The organism is Mesorhizobium sp. J8 (assembly GCF_016591715.1).
Lineage (GTDB): Bacteria > Pseudomonadota > Alphaproteobacteria > Rhizobiales > Rhizobiaceae > Mesorhizobium.
The window spans coordinates 1260222-1282024 of the sequence record NZ_AP024109.1; the positions used below are offsets into that span (position 1 = coordinate 1260222).

At 64.3% G+C, this 21803-nt stretch carries 16 protein-coding genes; 10 read left to right on the forward strand and 6 right to left on the reverse strand.

Annotated elements, in window-relative coordinates:
- Window positions 1-112: 112 nt before the first annotated feature.
- Window positions 113-1549 (reverse strand): glutamine synthetase family protein, encoded by a 1437-nt coding sequence (locus tag MJ8_RS05850; RefSeq protein ID WP_412177093.1) that lies wholly within the window; start codon window positions 1547-1549, stop codon window positions 113-115.
- A 158-nt stretch (window positions 1550-1707) separates the two neighbouring features.
- On the opposite strand from MJ8_RS05850, the gene MJ8_RS05855 reads away from it, so the two are divergent.
- Both MJ8_RS05855 and MJ8_RS05860 read left to right on the forward strand, forming a co-directional pair.
- Window positions 1708-2415, forward strand: a complete 708-nt coding sequence (locus tag MJ8_RS05855; RefSeq protein WP_201413505.1) for an HAD family hydrolase — start codon at window positions 1708-1710, stop codon at window positions 2413-2415.
- A gap of 190 nt (window positions 2416-2605) precedes the next feature.
- Window positions 2606-3409: a MerR family transcriptional regulator gene (locus MJ8_RS05860; RefSeq protein ID WP_201413506.1), complete on the forward strand. Its 804-nt coding sequence runs from the start codon at window positions 2606-2608 to the stop codon at window positions 3407-3409.
- 158 nt (window positions 3410-3567) lie between these two features.
- On the opposite strand, the gene MJ8_RS05865 is transcribed toward MJ8_RS05860, so the two are convergent.
- From MJ8_RS05865 to aceA, 3 genes are all read right to left on the reverse strand, one after another.
- Window positions 3568-4017 carry a response regulator gene (locus MJ8_RS05865; protein ID WP_201415322.1) on the reverse strand — a complete coding sequence of 150 codons (450 nt, stop codon included), beginning with the start codon at window positions 4015-4017 and terminating at the stop codon, window positions 3568-3570.
- Window positions 4018-4241: 224 nt separating this feature from the next.
- Window positions 4242-4484, reverse strand: coding sequence for a hypothetical protein (locus tag MJ8_RS05870; protein WP_027168360.1), 243 nt, complete (start codon window positions 4482-4484; stop codon window positions 4242-4244).
- Between the two features lie 54 nt (window positions 4485-4538).
- A complete protein-coding gene (gene aceA, locus MJ8_RS05875; protein ID WP_201413507.1) occupies window positions 4539-5828 on the reverse strand; it encodes an isocitrate lyase in 1290 nt (429 codons plus the stop codon).
- A 250-nt stretch (window positions 5829-6078) separates the two neighbouring features.
- On the opposite strand from aceA, the gene MJ8_RS05880 reads away from it, so the two are divergent.
- From MJ8_RS05880 to MJ8_RS05910, 7 genes are all read left to right on the forward strand, one after another.
- Window positions 6079-7521: a helix-turn-helix domain-containing protein gene (locus MJ8_RS05880; protein WP_201413508.1), complete on the forward strand. Its 1443-nt coding sequence runs from the start codon at window positions 6079-6081 to the stop codon at window positions 7519-7521.
- A 137-nt stretch (window positions 7522-7658) separates the two neighbouring features.
- Window positions 7659-8624, forward strand: a complete 966-nt coding sequence (locus MJ8_RS05885; protein ID WP_225248147.1) for a DMT family transporter — start codon at window positions 7659-7661, stop codon at window positions 8622-8624.
- Window positions 8625-8727: 103 nt separating this feature from the next.
- Window positions 8728-8877 (forward strand): hypothetical protein, encoded by a 150-nt coding sequence (locus MJ8_RS05890; RefSeq protein ID WP_201413509.1) that lies wholly within the window; start codon window positions 8728-8730, stop codon window positions 8875-8877.
- 358 nt (window positions 8878-9235) lie between these two features.
- On the forward strand, window positions 9236-10333 hold the full coding sequence (locus MJ8_RS05895) for a polyamine ABC transporter substrate-binding protein (protein ID WP_201413510.1): 1098 nt from the start codon (window positions 9236-9238) through the stop codon (window positions 10331-10333).
- A gap of 80 nt (window positions 10334-10413) precedes the next feature.
- Window positions 10414-11553 (forward strand): ABC transporter ATP-binding protein, encoded by a 1140-nt coding sequence (locus MJ8_RS05900; RefSeq protein WP_201413511.1) that lies wholly within the window; start codon window positions 10414-10416, stop codon window positions 11551-11553.
- 8 nt (window positions 11554-11561) lie between these two features.
- Window positions 11562-12524 carry an ABC transporter permease subunit gene (locus MJ8_RS05905; RefSeq protein ID WP_201413512.1) on the forward strand — a complete coding sequence of 321 codons (963 nt, stop codon included), beginning with the start codon at window positions 11562-11564 and terminating at the stop codon, window positions 12522-12524.
- Window positions 12521-13339 carry an ABC transporter permease gene (locus MJ8_RS05910; RefSeq protein WP_201413513.1) on the forward strand — a complete coding sequence of 273 codons (819 nt, stop codon included), beginning with the start codon at window positions 12521-12523 and terminating at the stop codon, window positions 13337-13339. The genes MJ8_RS05905 and MJ8_RS05910 overlap by 4 nt, the downstream gene beginning before the upstream one ends.
- A 33-nt stretch (window positions 13340-13372) precedes the next feature.
- Here the strand turns inward: MJ8_RS05910 and MJ8_RS05915 are convergent, their stop codons facing one another.
- Complete coding sequence (locus MJ8_RS05915) at window positions 13373-15253, reverse strand: AsmA family protein (protein ID WP_201413514.1); 1881 nt, start codon at window positions 15251-15253, stop codon at window positions 13373-13375.
- A gap of 266 nt (window positions 15254-15519) precedes the next feature.
- Here MJ8_RS05915 and MJ8_RS05920 point away from each other — a divergent pair, with 266 nt between their 5' ends.
- Complete coding sequence (locus MJ8_RS05920; RefSeq protein WP_201413515.1) at window positions 15520-17478, forward strand: acetoacetate--CoA ligase; 1959 nt, start codon at window positions 15520-15522, stop codon at window positions 17476-17478.
- Window positions 17479-17722: 244 nt separating this feature from the next.
- Here MJ8_RS05920 and MJ8_RS05925 read toward each other — a convergent pair whose 3' ends face one another.
- Window positions 17723-21709, reverse strand: coding sequence for a PAS domain S-box protein (locus tag MJ8_RS05925; protein WP_201413516.1), 3987 nt, complete (start codon window positions 21707-21709; stop codon window positions 17723-17725).
- Between the last annotated feature and the right edge of the window lie 94 nt (window positions 21710-21803).

Here is a 21803-nt window from a genome sequence, read left to right on the forward strand (position 1 = left end):
CTGCCAGACCACCAAATCCTTGTAGGAGCTTGTTTTTTCGGTCAATCGTCCCTACTCCCCTACTCCCCTACTCCCCTACTCCCCTACTCCCCTACTCCCCTACTCCCCTACATCACACATTCAACAGCAGATACTCCCGCTCCCAGGGGCTGATCACTTCCATGAAGGTCTCGAATTCGGCCCGTTTAATCGCCGCGTAGGTGGCGGCGAAGGATGTGCCGAGTATGGCCGCGAGTTCCTTATCACCCTCGAACAGGTCGACCGCTTCCAGCAGACTGCGCGGCAGGTCGATCTCATCCGCATTGGCCGTGGTCAGCACCGGAGGCTCCGCCTTGACCTTCCTGATCATGCCGATCAGCCCGCAGGCCAGCGACGCCGCCAGCGCCAGGTAGGGATTGGCGTCCGACGATGGGATGCGGTTCTCGACGCGGCGCGCCGCCGGATCCGAACGCGGCACGCGGAAAGCGGTGGTGCGGTTGTCATAGCCCCATTTGTTGTTGACCGGAGCCGACGCCTGCTGCGTCAGCCGGCGATAGGAATTCACATAAGGCGCGAACATCACCAGCGCGTTCGGCACGTGCTTCTGCATGCCGCCGATGAAATGGAAGAACGCGTCGGTCTCGGAGCCGTCCTCGGCCGAGAAGATGTTCTTGCCGGTCTTCTTGTCGACCACCGACTGGTGGATGTGCATGGCCGAGCCCGGCTGGCCCTGGATCGGCTTGGCCATGAAGGTGGCATAGATCTCGTGCTTCAGCGCCGCCTCGCGGATGGTGCGCTTGAACATAAAGACCTGGTCGGCAAGCTCGATCGGATTGCCGTGGCGCAGATTGATCTCGAGCTGGCCGGCGCCCTCCTCATGGATCAGCGTGTCGATCTCCAGGCCCTGCCGTTCCGAGAAATGGTAGATGTCGTCGATCAGTTCGTCGAATTCGTTGACGCCGGCGATCGAATAGCCGGCGCCGCCGCCGATCGGCCGTCCCGAGCGCCCGACGGGCGGCGTCAGCGGATAGTCCGGATCGGGGTTCTTGCGCACCAGGTAGAATTCGATCTCGGGCGCCACCACCGGCTTCAGGCCGCGCTCGTCATAGGCCGCAAGCACGCGCTTCAAGACGTTGCGCGGCGTGAACTCGACCGAGCGGCCGTCCTGGTGGACGAGATCGCAGATCACCGCGGCCGTCGGGTCCTCTTCCCAGGGCACGACGGTCAGCGTCGAAAGATCGGGCAGAAGCTTCAGGTCGCCGTCATCTTCGGGATAGTGGAAGCCATTGCCGTCCTCGGGATAGCCGCCCGAGATCGTCGTCATGAATACGGCCGAAGGCAGCGCCAGCGAGGTGTTGGAGGTGAATTTCTTCGACGGCATCATCTTGCCGCGGGCGACGCCCGCCTGGTCGGGCGTGATGCATTCGATGTCTTCGATGCCGCGCCATTCGAGCCAGGCGCTGGCTTCCTTCCAGTTCTTCACACCGCGCTGGTTTTTCAGGAAGGCAGGCGTGCGGGCGCGTCCCCCCCGGCTCGACGGACGGACTTCCTTTTTCTCAGGCGGCATCATTCACCAGATTGTGTTGCGGATTTCGGACTATAGCCGGGCGTCACGGGGAAAGGGAAGGGGAGGCGCAAGGCGCGTGCTCGAGGAGCCGCTCCTTACGGACCGGCTGGCAGTACTAGGCAAACGCGTTTACATCTCCATTTCGGCAAGATGAGGTGGCCATGTCCGCTCTTACCACGATCGGATTCGATGCCGACGACACGCTGTGGCAGAACGAGCAGTTCTTCCGCATGACCGAACAGCGCTTCATCGCCATGCTTGCCGAGCATGGCGAGGCAAGCGTGGTTTCGGCGACCCTGCTTGACGCGGCAAAGCGCAATCTCGGCCTCTATGGTTTCGGCATCAAGAGCTTCACGCTCTCGATGATCGAGACGGCGATCGAGGTTACGGAAGGCCGCGTGCCGGGCTCGACCATTGCGGAAATCCTGGTTGCCGGCCGCGACATGCTCAGCCATCCGATCGAGCCGCTGCCGCACGCGCGTGAGACGGTCGAGAAGCTTGCCGGCAGCTACCGCCTGGTGCTGATCACCAAGGGTGACCTCATGGACCAGGAGCGCAAGCTGGCGCAATCGGGACTGGGTGAGCTCTTCGACGCCGTCGAGATCGTCAGCGACAAGAGCGCCGCCACCTATGCCCGCATCTTCAGCCGCCATGGCGACGGACCGCAAAAGAGCGTGATGGTCGGCAACTCGCTGAAGTCGGATGTCGTCCCTGCCATCGATGCCGGCGGCTGGGGCATCTACGTCCCGCATGAATTGACCTGGGCGGCCGAGCATGCCGAGGCGCCGGTGGCCGCGCCGCGTTTCCGCCAGATCGCCGACCTGAGCGAACTGCCGGCATTGATCGAACGCATCGCCGCGGCGGATTGATAAGTCCCGAGGGCGATGATCCCGGCCGCGCGAAACCCGATGGGTGACCGGCATACCTTCGCGGCGTCGCATGAGCCGACGCTCAGGTGGTGAGTGGCCGGCGTGCGTGAGCGAACCGGCCGACAAGCCCCTTGCATCGGACCTTGGGGCCGCCCTTACAGAAGCGAGGGTCCGGAACGGAAGGTCGGCTATGGACGGCGAAAAAGAGCAATGGTTCGGCCCAGGCGAGACAGCTCGGCGGCTCGGCGTCACCACCAAGGCGCTCAGGGTCTATGAGCGGGAGGGGCTCGTTATCCCTCACCGCGCCGAATCGAGATGGCGCCTATACGGACCATCTCAAATCGCCCGCCTGCACCAGATCATCGTGCTTCGCGATCTCGGCCTGCCGCTCAAATCGATCAAGAGGCTCGTCGGGGATCATTCCCGGCTTCGGGATATTCTGCGGCTGCAACGCGAAACGCTGGAATCCCAACAAGACAAGATCGGGCGCGCGATCGGCCTTATCGAGGTGGCGCTATGTCGGATCGATGAGGGGCAAGACCTTTCCCTGGACGAGTTGGCAACCCTCCCCAAGGAGACTCTCATGCAACAACCCACCGACAAAAAAAAATTCCTCGCAAGGTTCGAAGCTCTGATCGCGGAGCAGGACCCGACTGGCCAGGCAAGCCGCACCTTTGATGGAATAAAGAAGGAATATGATGGGGACACCCACAAGGCCGCGCTGAAGGCTCTCATGGAGGAAGCCAGCCGGCTGAAGGCGGCGGGGGACGTCAATTCGGAAGCCGCCAAAGAGTTCGTTCGGCGTGTGCGATCCCGTACCGCCGGCATCAGGCGTTCGGCCTCCCAGGCCGAGCAAGAGCTTATACGCGACGCCTATGTCAAAACGCTCGCCGAGGCGCAGGCGCGGTCCGAATCCCTCTGGTTCGATCCGGCTGTCCTCGACTTTTTCCGTCAGGTCGCGCAAGGAATGAGGGAACGCGGCGAACTGGACTGACTAAGCCTCGAGAACAGTTTTCGGAATATCGCCTGACGGCCGAATCTGTCCCGAACGCCTGGAGCGGTTCACAGTTCACGGAAACGGCGAACCGCCCCATCTCCTTGTTGCGATCCAGTCCCGGGCGGAAAACCGCGCGCGCTTTTTCTGGAATTGCTCTAGCCGCGTCCGACCAGGCGGTCGACCACGGGTTGCAGCCTTTCCGGCGTGATCGGCTTGGCAACCACCGCATCGACTACGCTCGACAGGCCAAGGCTTTCGGGGGTGCCATTTCTGGTTGAAAGCAGGATCACTGCCGGCAGCGACTTCCCGGAGGCGCGCCGCAGCGCGTCGATGGTCGACATCAGCCGGTCGCAATCCTTGTTGTCCGGGCCGCCGTCCAGGATGACGCCGCCGGGCAGTTGGCCGGTCAGCGTCTTCTCGGCGGCCTCTGGCGGTTCCGAAATAGGCTTCAGTCCCGATTTCTCGACGATTTTCGACACCACGACGCGGTTGATCGATGATTTTCCGACGACGAGCACTTTGGAAAGGTCCGCCGCGATCGCGCCCGTCCGGGCTACCGGTTTCGGGTGTCTTTCGGATCGGTCGTCACGGTCGGCGGGGCACATCGGCGGGTAGGCACTCTGGTTCAATGCAGGGTTGAAACCTGAGGCACAATTGGGTGAGATCGCGGCCGGTGTCAAGCTGAAACGATCGAAGTCGAAAATATAGCAAGAATTCCAGAATTCAGCGCAAGTCGTACCTCTCGATGACGAAGGCAAATCGAAAAAATGCGATAGTCTCCCGAACGTATAGCGCGCGGGAGACACTCGCCGAGACTGTTGACGTTACGTCAAGTGTGGCTCTGCTGGGTGACGATCACCGGGATCAAAAGGTCTCCCCAGTTGCCGTCGCCGCCATGGTGCCTGGCCGAACGCACCAGCTCCACCGAGACGCCGGCTTCGACTGCCTTCATGACCGACTGGTTGAGCCTGTGCAGATCGTTGGCGAGCATGCGGATCGTCGCCTGCTGGTCGACGCTCATCGCGCTCGATTGTTCTTCTGCCCTTTCCTTGACGCGGCTTATCGATGCCATTGGTCTTCTCCTCGATGCAAATGCCCTGCGGGCGTTTCCTCTGATTGTTATCCGTTACTCGGCCGCCGGCCTGAACTGGGCGTGCTCGGTCGATTCATGCATGGCGGTGGTGGAAGACTGGCCGCCGGTGATCGCCATCGACACGGCGTCGAAATAGCCCGTGCCGACCTCGCGCTGGTGCTTGGTCGCGGTGTAGCCGTTGGCTTCCGCCGCGAACTCGGCCTCCTGCAGTTCCGAATAGGCCGCCATCTGGCGATCCTTGTAGCCGCGCGCCAGCTCGAACATGCCGAAGTTCAACTGGTGGAAGCCGGCGAGCGTGATGAACTGGAACTTGTAACCCATCGCGCCGAGCTCCTTCTGGAACTTGGCGATCGTCGCGTCGTCGAGATTCTTCTTCCAGTTGAAAGACGGCGAGCAGTTGTAAGCGAGCAGCTTGCCTGGATGGTGCTTGTGCACGCCCTCGGCGAATTTCCGCGCCTGCGCCAGATCCGGCTTCGAGGTTTCGCACCAGATCAGGTCGGCATGCGGCGCGTAGGCGACGGCGCGCGCGATGCAAGGCTCGATGCCGTTCCGCACATTGTAGAAACCCTCGACCGTGCGGCCTGCATCGTAATCGACAAAAGGCCGGTCGCGCTCGTCGATATCGGAGGTCAACAGCTTCGCCGCTTCCGCGTCCGTGCGCGCTACGACCAGCGTTGGCGTGCCCATCACGTCGGCCGCGAGGCGCGCCGCGTTGAGGTTGCGGATATGCGCCGACGTCGGGATCAGCACCTTGCCGCCGAGATGGCCGCACTTCTTTTCGGACGCCAGCTGGTCCTCGTAGTGGACGCCGGCGGCCCCTGCCTCGATGAAAGCCTTCATGATCTCGAAGGCGTTGAGCGGACCGCCGAAGCCGGCCTCCGCGTCCGCGACGATGGGGGCGAACCACGTGTCGACCGAAAGGCCCTTGCCTTCCGACGTCTCGATCTGGTCGGCGCGCTGCAGCGTGCGGTTGATGCGCTTGACGAGTTCCGGCGCCGCATTGGCCGGGTAAAGCGACTGGTCGGGATACATCGCCGAGGCGGTGTTGGCGTCCGCGGCGACCTGCCAGCCCGAGAGATAGATCGCCTTCAGCCCGGCCCGGACCTGCTGCATGGCCTGGTTGCCCGACATGGCGCCCAGCGCGTTGACGAAATCTTCCTCGTGGATGAGCTTCCACAGCCGGTTCGCGCCCATCTCGGCCAGCGTCTGGCGAATCTGCACGGAGCCACGCAACCGCTTCACATCCTCCGGCGAATAGGGGCGCTCGATGCCGTCGAAACGGCCTTCCGGCGCGGAGGGGACGAGATTGTAAAAATCGGTCATTGATCACTCCGGGTCATTTGGTGGCTGCGTCAGCGCTGCATCGCAAAGGCATATCCTGCGACGTCTGCGTGTGACATCATTTACATTGCGACGCGAAAGGCACCTAGGAAAACCGCCAAATGTCTCGGAAAATAGAGGAAAAGCTGTATTGTCATTGACAGACTCTCCCTGTAAATTTGTCACGATTGTAAAAGCGTGAAGCGTCAGCCGGGCGCGATGATCATGTAAATTCTTGTCAAGGACAGCGGGGATGGCCGACCAGAAGATCTTCGCCGGGCCGCGGCTGCGCCGGCTGCGCAACGCCAGGGGCCTGACCCAGACGGCGATGGCCGAGGGACTGGGCATCTCGCCTTCCTATCTCAACCTCATCGAGCGCAACCAGCGGCCGCTGACGGTGCAGCTCATCCTCAAGCTTGCCTCGGTCTACAAGGTCGATCCGCACGAACTTCAGGGAGAGACAAAAGGCTCGATCGCGGCCTTGCGCGAAGCGTTCAGCGATCCGCTTCTTGCCGGCGAGCTGCCTGGCGATCAGGAGCTGATCGATCTCGCCGAGACGGCGCCGAATGCTTCGGCGGCGATGGTGAAGCTCTTTCGCGCCTACCGCGAGCAGGCCGAGCGCCTGTCCGATCTCAACCAGCTTCTGGTCAAGGAGGGCAGGGCGACCGCGCTGTCCGGCGCGCGCCTGCCCGCCGATGAAGTCCACGATGTGTTCGAGCGGCGCCCGAACCACTTTGCCTCGCTGGAAGAGGAGGCCGAGGCTTTCACATCGGTCCTCGATCCCGGGGACGATCTGTTCGCCGCGCTGAAGGCCTGGCTGAGGCGGGAGCACGGCATCGTCGTCAAGGTGCTGCCGGTCGCCACCATGCCCAACTGGCGCCGCCGTTATGACCGTCATTCGCAGCGTCTGTTCCTGTCCGAGCGGCTGTCGCCTTTCGATCAGCTGCGTGAAGTCGCCATGGAGGCGAGCCTGATCCGCATGTCGGTGGCCGTCGCCGGCGAGATCCAGGCGTTGAAGCTCGGCACCGACGAGGCGCGGCGGCTCGCCCGCTTCGAACTCGGCCGCTACGCGGCGCACGCACTGATGATGCCCTATCAGGCTTTCCATGCCGCGGCCCTGCGCGCCCGCTACGACATCGACGTCTTGCGCTCCCGCTTCGGCGTGTCCTTCGAACAGGCGGCAAATCGCCTGACCATGCTGCAGCGGCCGGGCGCCTCGGCCGTTCCCTTCTTCATGCTGGAGGTCGACAACGCCGGCAACCGCTTCCGCAAGGCCGGCAGCCAGGGTTATCCGCAGAGCCGGTTCGGCGGCGGCTGCCCCAAGCTTCCCGTCCATGCGGCCTTCTCGCAGCCGGGCCAGATCCTGGTCGAGGCGGTGGAAATGCCCGATGGCGCCGAGTTCCTTTGCATCGCCCGCACGCTGGAAGGCCCGCAAGGGGCCTTCTCCGAACGGCCGCGCCGCACCGCGCTCCTGCTCGGCTGCGACATCGGCTTCCGCGACGAGATCGTCTATGGCGCGGCGCTGCCGGTCGGAGCCGCCGGCAAGCCCGGGCAAGGCTTCGCCACGCTGGTAGGCCCCGCCTGCAGGCTCTGCGAGCGCGTCGGCTGCCTTGCGCGCGCCGAGCCGCCGGTGACGCGCCCGCTCGGCCTCGACGAGATGGTGACGGGTCTCAGCGCCTTCGATTTCCAAGGGTGATCCGGGCCGACGTGCCCCAAGCTTCGCCGGATGCTGGATCACGCCGGTTTTGCGCTGTTGCGCTACGCGATTGAGACGCAGTTCTTTGTCGTCCCTGGTGCATCATGTCGAACGCAACTCGCTGACAGCCATCCGCCATGACCGGTACCGCCTCGTCCTCCGTCGCTCCGTCCTCCACCGCCTTGCCGGCCGTCTCGCCGCGCGAGGAGCGGATCGGCATGCTCCTGGTCTTCCTGTCGGCGCTGATGTGGAGTTTCGGCGGCACCATCGCTCGTTTCATCCATGTCGGCGACAGCTGGACCGTGGTGTTCTGGCGTTCGCTCTGGGCCGTGGCCTTTCTCATCGCATTCATGCTTTGGCGCGACGGTTGGCGCGGCACGCTGAACCTCTTTCGGCACATGGGCCTGCCCGGCCTTGGCGTCGCCTTCTGCTTCGCCACCGCCTCGACCAGCTTCGTGGTGGCGCTTGCCTACACCACTGTTGCCAACATCCTCCTGATGCAAGCCGGCGTGCCGCTGCTTGCGGCCCTCCTTGCCTGGCTCCTGTTTCGCGAACGGGTCGGTCCGGCGACCTGGGTCGCGATTGCCGCCGTCATCGCCGGGGTCGCCATCATGGTCTCCGAATCCCTGGGCGGCGCCGTCTCACCGATCGGCGACGGGCTGGCGCTGCTGATCGCGGTGATGTTTTCCGTCGCGACCGTGATCACCCGGCGCTTCGCCCATGTGCGCATGGTGCCGGCCAATTGCCTTGCGGCGCTGCTCGCCGGCGCCTTCGCCGCTTCCCAGGCCTCGGCATTCGCGGTCTCGGCACGCGACATGGGCTTCCTCTTCGCCTTCGGCGTGGTCAATCTTGGCGTCGGCCTCGCCTTCTTCGCCATGGGCGCGCGGCTGGTCCCGGCGGCGATCGCGGCGCTGCTCGGCACCTTCGAGCCGATCCTTGGGCCAATTTGGGTCTGGCTCGTCCATTCCGAAGTGCCGTCGGTGCGCACCATCATCGGCGGCGCGGTCGTGGTCACGGCGCTGCTCATCCATATCGGCCTGGAATTCAAGCGCCAGGCGCGGCCGGCGCGTCCCGGCGTCACCGGCTTGCCGTCGCCCAATTGACCAATGCATGTCGCCCAGAAGTGTGCAGCGGTTCTGGGGTAACGACGTGCATCAAGACAACAGCATGTCGCCCAAAAGTGCGCAGCGGTTTTGGGAGAACGACATGCATCAAGACAACAGCATGTCGCCCAGAAGTGTGCAGCGGTTCTGGGGCAACGACATGCATCAAGACAACAGCATGTCGCCCAAAACTGCGCGGCGGTTTTGGGAGAACGACATGCATCAAAACCAACACTCGAAGCGCGTCGCCTGAATCCCTTTCAGCGCGACGCGCTTTAGGCAGCATCCCCCCATTGACAACCCAGTCGCCGGGCGGGCAGGCTGCGACTACGGCAACAACAAGACAGGCGTATCTTGCCAAGTGTCTCCGCCGGCCTGCTCGGGACCGGACAGCATCGTCATAGCTCTCAATACGCCACGGTGCATGCCGTTGACGCCGCCCGGGCGCCTCGCCGGAGAGGCCGGGACGCCTCGAACCTTGATGCCATGATAGAGCCTGGCGTGGTCAGTTCGCGCTTGTCGCTCTCCGGAAAGCTCAATAGTCTCAAACCAACGCCGCCCCGCCATGTCGCGACGAGCCGGCGAGGGAACACTCACCAAAGGAGAACACCATGATCCGCAAAGCGCTTTTGCTTTCGGCGACGTCGGCATTTCTGACGCTTTTCACACTAAGCGGCCACGCCGAGGACCGCGTCGTCAACGTCTATAACTGGTCGGACTATATCGACAGCTCGATCATCGACGACTTCACCAAGAAGACCGGCATCAAGGTCGTCTACGACACCTTCGATTCCAACGAGATACTGGAGACGAAACTGCTCGCCGGCGGCAGCGGCTATGACGTCGTCGTGCCGAGCGCCAACTTCCTGGCGCGCCAGATCCAGGCGGGCGTGTTCCAGAAGCTCGACAAGTCGAAGCTGCCCAATCTCTCCAATATGTGGGACGTCATTTCCGAGCGCACCGCCAAATACGATCCGGGCAACGAATATTCGGTCAACTACATGTGGGGTACGGTCGGCCTCGGCTACAACGTCAAGAAAGTGCAGGCCGCGCTCGGCACCGACAAGATCGACAGCTGGGACGTCTTCTTCAATCCGGACAAGCTGGCCAAGCTGAAGGATTGCGGCGTCTATGTGCTGGATTCTCCCGCCGACGTCATTCCTGCGGCGCTGAAATATCTCGGCCTCGATCCCAACAGCACCTCGCCGGACGACATCGCCAAGGCCGAGGAAGCGTTGCTCAAGGTCCGGCCTTATATTCGCAAGTTCCATTCGTCCGAATACATCAACGCCTTGGCCAACGGCGACATCTGTCTGGCGATCGGCTGGTCGGGCGACGTCTTCCAGGCGCGCAACCGCGCCGAGGAAGCCAAACAGGGCGTCGAGATCGGCTATTCGGTGCCGAAGGAAGGCGCCCAGATGTGGTTCGATCAGATGGCGATCCCCGCGGACGCGCCGCACGTCGCCGACGCGCTCGAGTTCATCAACTACATGATGACGCCGGAAGTCATCGCCAAGTCGTCGAACTATGTGCTCTACGCCAACGGCAACAAGGCTTCGCAACAGTTCATCGACAAAGCGATCCTCGAAGATCCTTCGGTTTACCCGGACGAAGAGACGACGAAGAAACTCTATACCGTTCAGCCCTACGATCCCAAGACGCAGCGCGTCATCACGCGCACCTGGACCAAAATCGTCACCGGCCAGTAAGCACAGAGAGGCGGCCCCGGCAGCCAACTGCCGGGGTCGCTTTCTTTTGGGGAATTCAGAAAAGTAACGGAGTGGGGATCATGAAATCGCTTGGCAGCATCCGCAGGGATTTCGCGCCATGGAACGACCCGAACGCCAAGCCATATATCCAGTTCGACAAGGTCACCAAGAAGTTCGGTGACTTCACCGCCGTCAACAATCTGTCGCTGACCATCTTCGAGCGCGAATTCTTCGCCCTTCTCGGCGCTTCCGGCTGCGGAAAGTCGACGCTGCTCAGGATGCTCGCCGGCTTCGAGGAGCCGACGGCGGGCCGCATCCTGCTGGACGGGCAGGACCTGCGCGGCATCCCGCCCTACAAACGTCCGGTCAACATGATGTTCCAGTCCTACGCGCTGTTCCCGCATATGACGGTGGAAAAGAACATCGCCTTCGGCCTCAAGCAGGAAGGCATGCCCGGACCCGATATCGAAAAGCGCGTCGCCGAGATGCTGAAGCTCGTCAAGCTCGAGCAGTTCGCCAAGCGCAAACCGCACCAGCTCTCGGGCGGCCAGCGCCAGCGCGTGGCGCTTGCCCGCTCCGTCGCCAAGCGGCCGAAGGTCCTGCTGCTCGACGAGCCGCTCGGCGCCTTGGACAAGAAGCTGCGCGAGGAAACCCAGTTCGAGCTGATGGATCTGCAGCAGGAACTCGGCCTCACCTTCGTCGTCGTCACGCACGACCAGGAAGAGGCCATGACCATGGCCGACCGCATCGCCATCATGGATAAGGGCGAGGTGATGCAGGTCGCGACTCCCGCCGAGATCTACGAGGCGCCGACTTCGCGTTTCGTGGCGCATTTCGTCGGCAATGTGAACATGTTCGAGGGCAAGGTCGCCGAGCACACGGCAAACACGACGCGCATCACCGGCGCGACCGGCGCCCAGATCGTCGTCGACAATGGCGGCAACGCAGCCGCCGGCTCCGACATCGTCTTCGCAATCCGGCCGGAAAAGATCAAGGTCTCCTCGAAAAAGCCGGCCGATGCCGTCAACGCGCTGCAAGGCGAGGTTTATGACGTCGCCTATCTCGGCGACATGACCGTCTACCACATCAAGCTGGACGACGGTCAGATCGTGCGGGCAAGCGCGCTGAACGCTTCGCGCATCACCGAGGATCCGCTCACCTGGAACGACCGCGCCTGGGTTTCCTTCCGACCCGACGCCGGCGTTGTGCTGACGAGGTAGGGGCTGAAATGACCGATATCGCAGCGACTGCCGCCCCACCGACCGAGACCACGACATTGCCGGGGAGACTGACGAAGGGCTTCGTCAACCGCCTCGTCATCATCATCCCCTATCTCTGGCTGCTGTTCTTTTTCCTCATTCCCTTCATCATCGTCTTCAAGATTTCGCTGTCGCAGACGGCGATCTCGATGCCGCCCTATACGCCGGTGCTCGACTTCAAGGATGGTGTCTCGGGATTCTTTGCAGGCTTCCGCGAGCTCAACTTCGACAACTACACCTGGCTCACCCAGGATGCGCTCTACTTCAATGCCTATGTGACGAGCCTGATCATCGCGGCGATCTCGACGATACTCACGCTGATCGTCGGCTATCCGATCGCCTATGGCATGGCGCGCGCGCCGGCCACGATCCGCCCGACCTTGCTGATGCTGGTGATCCTGCCCTTCTGGACCTCGTTCCTGATCCGCGTCTATGCCTGGATCGGTATCCTGAAGCCCGAGGGGCTACTCAATCAGGTCCTGCTCGCCACGGGCCTGATCAGCCAGCCGCTGGTCATCCTCAACACCTACACCGCGATCTTCATCGGCATCGTCTATTCCTACCTGCCCTTCATGGTGCTGCCGCTCTATTCCTCGCTGGAGAAGATGGATTATTCGCTGATCGAGGCCGCGCAGGATCTCGGCTGTCCGCCGACCGGCGCCTTCTGGAAGATCACCTTCCCGCTGTCGCTGCCCGGCGTCGTCGCCGGCTGCCTGCTGGTGTTCATCCCCGCCGTCGGCGAGTTCGTCATTCCCGACCTCCTCGGCGGTTCGCAGACGCTGATGATCGGCAAGACGCTCTGGAACGAGTTCTTCTCCAACCGCGACTGGCCGGTGTCGTCGGCGGTGGCCGTCATCCTGCTTTTGGTGCTGACCATACCGATCATGTTCTTCCAGCAGGCGCAGGCAAAGGCACAGGAGCAGGGCAGATGAACTCGACCTGGAGCCGCTTCAACATCAGCTCGATCGTGCTGGGCTTTGCCTTCCTCTATCTGCCGATCGTGCTTCTGATCGTCTTTTCCTTCAACGAATCCAAGCTCGTCACCGTCTGGGGTGGCTTCTCGACCAAATGGTACGTGTCGCTGTTCCACAACCAGGGCCTGATGGACGCGACATGGGTCACGGCGCGGGTCGGCGTCATCTCGGCAACGGTCGCGACCGTGCTCGGAACGCTCGCCGCCATCACGCTGACGCGCTACACGCGCTTCAGGGGGCGGGTGCTCTTCTCGGGCATGGTGTTCGCGCCGCTGGTCATGCCGGAAGTCATCACCGGCCTCTCGCTGCTTTTGCTCTTCGTCGCCGTCGGCCTCGATCGCGGCTTCTTCACGGTGACGCTCGCCCACATCACCTTCACCATGTGCTTCGTCGCCGTCGTCGTGCAGTCGCGGCTGGTCTCCTTCGACCGCTCGCTGGAGGAGGCGGCGATGGATCTCGGCGCGCCGCCGGTGAAGACCTTCTTCCAGATCACCTTGCCGGTCATCCTGCCGGCGATCATCTCCGGCTGGATGCTGGCTTTCACGCTCTCGCTGGACGATCTGGTCATCGCGAGCTTCACCTCTGGTCCCGGCGCCACCACGCTGCCGATGAAGATATACAGCCAGGTGCGTCTCGGCGTGACCCCGGAAATCAACGCCGCCTGCACGATCCTGATCGCAGTGGTGGCGATCGGCGTCATCATCGCCTCGATCGCCAACAAGCGCCGCGAGATACAGCGCCAGCTCGACGAGCAGGCCGCGCAACGCGGTTGAATGAGGAGCGGGGCGCTCCTTGCGCCCCCGAACTTATTGACCCGTGACGCCGGGAGCGATCGGCGAGATGAACGGCGCGCTCCAGTTGCCGCCGACGAAGAACAGCGACTGGTTTGGCGGGGGCGCGGGCGGGCTGGCCGCTTGACCGTTGGCCTGTTGGGACTGCTGCGCCGGCTGTCCGCTGGGCATCACGCCGCCCGAGAGCGCCAGCCCGCGTCCGACATAGGAGGCAATGCCGGACAGCCAGATCTTGTATTTCTGCGCATTGATCTCGGCCTTGTCCAGGCGCGCCACGCCCTTCGAGATGCTTGCCTTGATCTCGGCCCCGTCGATCGGCAGCGAACCGTTGGCGACGTCGTCGAGCGCGAAGAAGCCGCCCTGCTGGTTGCGCTTGAGGAATGCCGGCAGGTCGAGCCCGTTGATCGTGCCCGGCCCGAACGTCGCCGAGAACGATCCGTCGGCATTCTCGAAGATCGAATTCCAGGCCTTGCCCGGTCCCTTGAGGATGACCGATACCGTCCCGGTGCCGGCCGGCACCAATCGCGTCATTCCCGCGGCCGTGGCAAAGGCACCCGTATCCACATCCGACGCCAGGAGCCGCATCTCGACCTGCGTGCCTTCCGGCTTGCGATCGAAGCGCAGGCTGCTCTGGATGTTGCCGTTGAAGGCCGACGCGTCGGATATGTCGAAGACGGCCAGGCCGTTCTTGACCTGCGCGGTCGCCGCGACGTCGGCAAGCTGCACCGGGCCGACCGTGGCGTGCGCCGCCGACAGCCTGAGGTCCAGATTGATGCGGTCGGCGAAGCTGGTGTCGATGTCGCCGGGGCCGTCCTGGCCGGTGGGCGCGACCGGCGTGAAAGCCGACAGGAAGGATCTGAGGTCCAGCGTGTCGAAGGCGAGCGTGCCGGCAATCACCGGGCGCCCCTCGGCGAAGGAGAAATCCAGCGCTCCCATGCCCGGATTGTTGTTGAGCGTGACCGTGGTGTTCTCGAATTTCGCACGCCCCGCCGAGGCGTTCACCTTGCTGGCGATCGAGACGGCGCCGATCGCAGCGCCTGGCGCGATGCCGGCCTGCGACCATTCCAGCACGCGCCGCAGCGACGGCGCGGCGAACTTTGCCTGGCCGTCCAGATAGGCATTGTCCGACATCGAGGCCGTTCCATCGAACGACAGCGTCGCGGGCGCCGCCTTGAAGGAGAGGGTGACGGGGGCTGCCCCTCCGGCAAACAGCACCAGCGGTTTCGCCGAGGAGAAATCGAGCTGCACGCTCTCGCCGCGCCAGATTCCCGTCGCGGTCAGCGATGCGTCGCTGTTCATCGCTTCCCAGTTGACCTGGCCGTTCAGGCTGCTCAGGATTTCGGTGTCCTTGCCGTCGACCGAAGTCACCACGCGGCCATCGCGGAATTCGACTGTGCCGAACGGATCGGAAGGCAATCTGCCGAGATCCGGCTTCTGCGGGTTGGCGGTGACAACGCCGCGCGCGGTATCGATCGAGCGCGTGATGCGCCCGCCGGTCGGAAGTGGCGGCAGATAGAAGCCGCTTGCCGTGCGCTGCACCCTGATCGTCGGGCGCACCAGCCTTGCGGTCGAAAAGGCGACGTCGCCCTGCAGGGCGGCCATGGCTGAGAGATCGACTTCGACGCGGTCGGCCTCGACCACCGGCGGCGTTTCGGTCTCGGTCCATTGCGACAGCGTCACGTCGCTGAGGATCGCCCGGAACTTCGGCCACACCTCGATGCGCGGCGAGCCGTCGATCGTGACCCTGAATCCGCTCCAGGCGCTCAATTCCCAGGCGATGCGGTCGCGCACGATGCGGGTCGAGGCAATCAGCGGCAGCGCCGCGACCGCGAGCGCGATGATGAGCACGGCAACGCCGATCGCCCACACTCCGCGCCGGATCAGAGATGATGGCATTTCGCCCCGTATGCTTTCATTGCCGATAAAATCGCCCGACGGGTGTAACCGAGCGCCGACGCTTTTCAAGTCTTTATGGCCTCGCGATGGCATTTGCGCACCGGCAGCCATGGCTCGCCCGAACAAAATCTTGCTCTGCTGCGCTGCAATATGCATAAGCGGGCTGCACGATCCCGATCCGCAATCGCGCGCCGTTTTTGGGATGATGGCATAGGCGACGTTGAGCTTAACTGGCTCGAACGCGACGCGCTTTGGGAGGAGCGATTATGGCCGCCGACACACCTTTGTGGAGCCCGACGCAGGAGCGGATTGATGCCGCCCCCCTCACCGCTTTCACCAAGGCTGCGGAAGCGCAAGCCGGCGCCGGGTTTCCCTCCTACGCCGAACTCCACCGCTGGTCGATCGACAACCGCGAAGCCTTCTGGAGCCTGGTCTGGGATTTCTGCGGGCTTGTCGGCGACAAGGGCGAGCGGGGCCTCGTCGACGGCGAGCGGATGCCCGGCGCCCGCTTCTTCCCCGATGCCAGGCTGAATTTCGCCGAGAACCTTTTGCGGAAGACCGGTGGCGGCGAGGCCATCGTCTTCCGCGGCGAGGACAAGGTCGAGCGCCGACTCTCCTGGAACGAGCTCCATGCGCTGACGTCGCGGCTGCAGCAGCTCTTCCTGTCGCTCGGCGTCAAGGCCGGCGACCGCATCGCCGCCATGATGCCGAACATGCCCGAAACCATCGCCGCGATGCTGGCGGCAAGCTCGATCGGCGCGGTCTGGTCGTCATGCTCTCCCGATTTCGGCGAGCAGGGCGTTCTCGACCGCTTCGGCCAGATCGAGCCGGTCGTCTTCATCGCGCCCGACGGCTATTGGTACAACGGCAAGGCGATCGAGGTGGCCGACAAGGTCCGCGCCGTCGCGGACAAGCTTACGACGCTGCGCAAGGTGCTGATCGTCGATTATCTCGGCACCTCTCAGGACGTCGCGGCCACCATCGGCAAGGCGACAGCGTTCGAAGACGCGCTCTCGCCCTTTGCGGTGAAGACCGTCAGCTTCGAGCGGCTGCCCTTCGCGCATCCGCTCTACATCCTGTTTTCCTCGGGCACGACCGGCATCCCGAAATGCATCGTTCATTCGGCCGGCGGCACGCTGATCCAGCATGTCAAGGAGCATCGGCTGCATGCCGGCCTGCTCGATGGCGATCGCCTGTTCTATTTCACCACCTGCGGCTGGATGATGTGGAACTGGCTGGTCTCGGGCCTCGCTTCCGGCGCGACGCTGCTGCTCTATGACGGCTCGCCTTTCTACCCGGACGGCAATGTGCTGTTCGATTTCGCCGATGCCGAGAAGATGACCTATTTCGGCACCTCGGCGAAGTTCATCGATTCGGTTCGCAAGGCCGGGCTGAAGCCGATCGCGAGCCACGATCTGTCGAGCGTGCGCACCATCTCCTCCACCGGCTCGCCGCTGTCGCCGGAGGATTTCCGCTTCGTCTATGACGGCATCAAGAAGGACGTGCATCTGGCCTCGATCTCGGGCGGCACCGACATCGTCTCCTGCTTTGTGCTCGGCGTGCCGACCGAGCCGGTCTGGACCGGCGAGATCCAAGGCCCTGGCCTTGGCCTGGCGGTCGACGTCTGGGACGACGACGGCAAGCCTGTCCGGCAGGAGAAGGGCGAGCTCGTCTGCACCAAGGCCTTCCCTTCGATGCCGATCGGCTTCTGGAATGATCCCGAAGGCAAGAAATATCACGCCGCCTATTTCGAGCGTTTCGACAATGTCTGGTGCCATGGCGACTTCGCCGAATGGACGGACCATGGCGGCATGATCATTCATGGCCGTTCGGACGCCACGCTCAATCCGGGCGGGGTGAGGATCGGCACGGCCGAGATCTACAACCAAGTCGAGCAGATGCCGGAAATCCTCGAGGCGCTCTGCATCGGCCAGGATTTCGACAATGATGTCCGGGTCGTGCTGTTCGTGCGGCTCGCCGCCGGCGTTGGCCTCGACGAGGACCTGGAAAAGCGCATCCGCGCCAGGATCCGCACCGGCGCCAGCCCGCGTCACGTGCCGGCCAGGATCGTCGCCGTCACCGACATTCCGCGCACCAAGTCCGGCAAGATCACCGAGCTCGCGGTGCGCGACGTGGTCCACGGCCGCGCCGTCAAGAACAAGGAAGCGCTCGCCAATCCGGAGGCGCTGGAGCTGTTCCGCGACCTGCCGCAGCTCGCGAGCTAACGGTTAACGAAATATGTCCGCCGAATTTACCTAGATTTCATGGGTGGTACACATTCGTAAATTTTTTTGGGCCCCGGTAAGGACTTGTTAAGGGACGACCCCGATAGTCGCGTGTAACTTGAGGGAGAAATCCCGTTCCTCGTCCCCTGAGGTTCAGCTCAAGCCCCCGTTGTGACAGCATCCCATTTCTCAAGGCGTCCTCCAGGACGCCTTTTTTCTTTGGCAGAAACTGGCCCAGGACGATCTATTCGGCAAGCACGCGGGTCGAGGGGAAGGCGACCTCGACCAGGGTTCCTTCGCCGGGCGTCGAGGTGATGGCGAAGCGGGCGCGGTTCGCCTCCACCATGGCCTTGGTGAGCGGCAGGCCGAGGCCGGTGCCGTCGCCGCGTCCGCGCTTCAGCGCATTGATCTGCTTGAACGGCTTCAGCGCCTGCTCGATCTCGGCCTGGGTCATGCCGATGCCGGTGTCGCGCACGCGCATGACGACATCGCCCGAGGCCTCGTAAGCGGTCGAGACGATCACCTGGCCGCCGGCCTGGGTGTAGCGGATGGCGTTCGACAGGATGTTGAGGGCGATCTGGCGCACGCTCCTGAGATCGGCCACAACTTCCGGCAGCCGCGAGGCGAAGCTGGAGCGGATGATGACGCGTTCGCGATTAGCCTGCGGCTGCATCATCGCCACCGTCTCAGCCAGCGTGTCGTTGAGCGACACCGCTTCGTAATCCATCTCCTGCTGGCCGGCCTCGATCTTCGAGATGTCGAGGAGGTCGTTGACGAGGTCGAGCACATGGTTGCCTGACCGGTTGATGTCGCGCAGGTAGTCGCGATAGCGGTCGTTGGTGATCGGGCCGAATTTCTCGTCCACCATCAGCTCGGAAAAGCCGATGATGGCGTTGAGCGGCGTCCGGATCTCGTGGCTGATGCGGGCCAGGAAATCCGTCTTCTGCGAGGAGGCGCGCTCGGCCACCGCGCGCGCCTGCGTCAGGTCTTCCTCGGCCCGCTTCCATTGCGTGATGTCGCGCACTACGGCGCAGAAGCCGCTGTCGTTGGGCAGCCTGCCGATGGTCATGAACAGCGGGATGAAGCGCCCTTGCGCCTCGCGCCCGATGACCTCGCGGCCGTCGTTCAAGACGCTCGCGACGCCCGGCTCCGAAAGGCCGGCGAGATAGTCGCGCGCCGCGCGCTGGCTTTCTATGGCAAACAGCGAGGCGAAGGGCTTGCCGGCCACCTCGTCGCTGTCGAAACCGAACAGCGCTTCCGCGGGCCGGCTGATCGAGCGGATGTTGCCGTCGCGGCCGATCAGCACGACGCCGTCGGTGGCGGTGTCGATGATGGTGCGCATTTCGGCGATGCGCGATTTCAGTTCCGGCACATCCGGCTGCAGCGCCGGTTCGTCATTGGCGGCGGTGAAATGCGCGGCCGCGTCGTCCTCGCCGGAACGCCGCACCACCAGCATCAGCGCCTTGCCGCCGCGCCACGGCACCGAGCGCAGCAGCGCGTCGATGGGAAATTCCTGGCCGTTGCGGGTCTTGAGCTTCAGCGAGTGGTCGCTTTCATCTGCCGCGGTGTCCTCGGCATAGGGATCGGCGAAGAGCGCGCCCAGGCCCCCCGCATCCGCGAGGTCGTCCAGCGCGTCGTAGCCGGTCAATTCGAGGAAGGCATCGTTGGCATAGTGCAGCACGTCGCCAGAATGGATGAGCAGCGGCACCGGCAGCCTGGCGAGGATGGATGTGTCGGGTGCCTTGGCTTCTTCTCCGGTCGAAAAGGCCGATGGCACGAAACCCGACAGTTTGAGCGGCGGCACGTCGAGGCGCGGCCGCGCCGGCACGGCCGCTTCCGGCTGCTCTTCGGCGGCATCCGCGTCGGAGCCTGCCCAATCCTCATTGTCCTGCGCATCGCGGAAATCGTCGGCGGTCATGCTGTCGTCGTCGGCCGCCGCCGGCGGTGCGGACTGCCCGGCCGCGATCGGCTGCGCCGTAGCATGTTCGGCGTCCTCCGCCTGTTCGGGCTGGGAAACCGGCGCGCGCCCGATTACCCCGACAGGTTTGTCCTCATCGCCATAGTTGAGCAGCGAGCCGGAAGCGGCCGGCGTCCCGGCTTGGCCGGTATCGTCCGTCCCGGCGGCGCCATCGATGCCGTCGAGCCTCGCCAGGTCTTCCTGGTCTTCGGCCTCGGTCTGCGCCTCAGTGGCCCCCGCATCGGCCTTCGCGTCATCGGCTTCCAAGGCTTCCGGCGCGAATGCCGGGCTCGCTTCCCGAGTGGAATCGTCGCGCTCCGCCGTGCCGGGCGCAGGCGGCTGGTTTGTGTCGGTCCTCGCTTCGTCGGCCGGTTCCTTCGCCCTTGCCTTACCGATGGCGGCCGCATTGGGCTGCTTGTCGGCTTCGGGGGTGCGTTCCTCGGCGGAACTGTCCCTGCGCAGCCGCTCGCCGATCTCGCGGAAGGCGCTGCGCTCGAGGATCGACAGGCTCCGTTGATTTGCCGGCGCGTCGCTTCCCGGCTGCTTGTCGTTCGCCGGCTGGCGATGCTCGGCCAGCCTGATCACCTTGTCGGCGAAGCGGCGCTCCGGCTTCGGCACGATGGTCAGCGCCGGCACTTCGCCCCGGAACGGATCCTCGGGCTTTGGCTGTTCCGGCGGCGTCTGCTCCGCAGCCGGTTGCCCGACCGACGGTTCGCTACCGCCGGAAGTGGCCTCGGTCGGGGCGGCATTCGGCACCAGGGCCATGCCAAGCGCTTCGGGATCGACCACGGCGTCGGCCACGCGCGCGACGCCGAAACCGCGAAAACCTTCGAAGGCGCGGCTGCGGCCGTAGACGGGCAGCGCCGCCAGATCGACGGGGATCTTCAAACCGGTTCCCGACACCGGCCACAGCACCGAGCGGCCGGACCATGTATCGCGCCGGTCGAGCAGGCCGGCGATCTCACCCGAGGCATCGAGACCGAACGTGGCGGCGACATCCCTGAAGCGGCGGCCGATCACATCGGCCGCGGGCTGACCGACGATGTTGGCGAATTCGGGCGACAGCGCGCTGAACCTGCCTTCGGCGTCGGTGCGCCAGACGAAGCGCAGCGGCGGCGCGGAGCGGTCGATGTCGCGGGGCGGATGGGCTGATGTCGTGGTTTCGCCGCCATCCTGTCCCTGGTCTTCGGCCGGCGCGTCCTTCGCCGGCGCGTCCGTAGCCGGCGTCGCCGGGCGAGCATGCCCGGCATCCTCGTTGCCGGCATTGAAGTACCAATGGTCGTGCTGGCCGGCGCCGGCATCGGCGGGCTCCCGGCTGGACCCGGCGGCGCCGGCCTGATGATCGGCGGTGGGCTGCTGGCCGACGAAGGTCCGGCTGTCGGTGTCGGGTCGCGCATCGCCATTGGTATCGTCTGGGGCCGGCTCGGTCTCTTCGCCGGCCGCCGCGGCCGGCAGCGGCTTGTCCGGAGCGGACTGGAGCGCGGGCTCGATTGCCGGGCTTTCATCTGACGGCGTTGCGCTAACGGTCTCTGGCGCCGCGGCCCGTTCATCGCTGCTCTGATCGCGCTGGCCGGCAGCCGATCGATCCTCTTGGTCGCTGTCGTCGCCGCCGAGCTGATCCTCATCGATCACAACCAGCAGATGGCGGGTGTCCGTGAGCCGCGCGAAGCCGGCCGGATAGGAGGTATCGGCGCCGGGCACCAGGCGCTTGACGACACGGTCGCCGCTGCTTGCCACATCGGCGACCAAGGCCGCCAATGTCCGCGGCTCGATGCCGAGCGCCGCGAAGCCGTCAGAGGCTGCTTCGACACCGCCTTGCGCATCGACGAAGGCGATGAAATGCCCGGCCTCGGTAAAACCGCCTATGGCGCGGCCGGCGATCTCGCCGGCGCTGCGTGAGCTGGTCTGCGCCGCCGGTACCGCGAGCAGGATTGCCTTCTCGCCATCCGGCATCGTCACGGCGCTGGCCAGGAAGCCGACGGCGCGGCTCGCCATGCCGGTGGCGAGCCTCACCGTGATGGCGCGGTCGCTGCCGATATCCGGAAAACCGCTGGTCGCCATGATCTGCCGCCGGGCGATCAGCGGCAGCTGCGCCGAGGCGCCGATGATGGCTTCGATATCCGGATAACCGAACACCGACGCTCCCGGACCATTCGCCCAGATCACCTGTTCGAGGTCGGTCGACAGAATGGCCAAGGCATCGCCTGCGGCAAAGCGCTGGCGCACCGCATCGAGCACGGCGACGTCGAGGAAAGAGTAGTTTTCAGGCGGCATGCGCTGGCCGACCCTCCGGAGCGGGCATTTCAGTTAACGCTTTGTTAATAAAAGCCCATGGCCCCGAGGTCCACAAGCCTAGGCTTGCATCGGT

What these genes read in the sequence shown, in the direction of transcription:
- aceA (WP_201413507.1), bottom strand. Translation starts at nt 5,828, where the DNA reads ATGACCGATTTTTACAATCTCGTCCCCTCCGCGCCGGAAGGCCGTTTC.
- MJ8_RS05885 (WP_225248147.1), top strand. Translation starts at nt 7,659, where the DNA reads ATGACCGGTACCGCCTCGTCCTCCGTCGCTCCGTCCTCCACCGCCTTG.
- MJ8_RS05890 (WP_201413509.1), top strand. Translation starts at nt 8,728, where the DNA reads ATGCATCAAGACAACAGCATGTCGCCCAGAAGTGTGCAGCGGTTCTGG.
- MJ8_RS05900 (WP_201413511.1), top strand. Translation starts at nt 10,414, where the DNA reads ATGAAATCGCTTGGCAGCATCCGCAGGGATTTCGCGCCATGGAACGAC.
- MJ8_RS05850 (WP_412177093.1), bottom strand. Translation starts at nt 1,549, where the DNA reads ATGATGCCGCCTGAGAAAAAGGAAGTCCGTCCGTCGAGCCGGGGGGGA.
- MJ8_RS05860 (WP_201413506.1), top strand. Translation starts at nt 2,606, where the DNA reads ATGGACGGCGAAAAAGAGCAATGGTTCGGCCCAGGCGAGACAGCTCGG.
- MJ8_RS05910 (WP_201413513.1), top strand. Translation starts at nt 12,521, where the DNA reads ATGAACTCGACCTGGAGCCGCTTCAACATCAGCTCGATCGTGCTGGGC.
- MJ8_RS05905 (WP_201413512.1), top strand. Translation starts at nt 11,562, where the DNA reads ATGACCGATATCGCAGCGACTGCCGCCCCACCGACCGAGACCACGACA.
- MJ8_RS05895 (WP_201413510.1), top strand. Translation starts at nt 9,236, where the DNA reads ATGATCCGCAAAGCGCTTTTGCTTTCGGCGACGTCGGCATTTCTGACG.
- MJ8_RS05855 (WP_201413505.1), top strand. Translation starts at nt 1,708, where the DNA reads ATGTCCGCTCTTACCACGATCGGATTCGATGCCGACGACACGCTGTGG.
- MJ8_RS05925 (WP_201413516.1), bottom strand. Translation starts at nt 21,709, where the DNA reads ATGCCGCCTGAAAACTACTCTTTCCTCGACGTCGCCGTGCTCGATGCG.
- MJ8_RS05880 (WP_201413508.1), top strand. Translation starts at nt 6,079, where the DNA reads ATGGCCGACCAGAAGATCTTCGCCGGGCCGCGGCTGCGCCGGCTGCGC.
- MJ8_RS05920 (WP_201413515.1), top strand. Translation starts at nt 15,520, where the DNA reads ATGGCCGCCGACACACCTTTGTGGAGCCCGACGCAGGAGCGGATTGAT.
- MJ8_RS05915 (WP_201413514.1), bottom strand. Translation starts at nt 15,253, where the DNA reads ATGCCATCATCTCTGATCCGGCGCGGAGTGTGGGCGATCGGCGTTGCC.
- MJ8_RS05865 (WP_201415322.1), bottom strand. Translation starts at nt 4,017, where the DNA reads ATGTGCCCCGCCGACCGTGACGACCGATCCGAAAGACACCCGAAACCG.
- MJ8_RS05870 (WP_027168360.1), bottom strand. Translation starts at nt 4,484, where the DNA reads ATGGCATCGATAAGCCGCGTCAAGGAAAGGGCAGAAGAACAATCGAGC.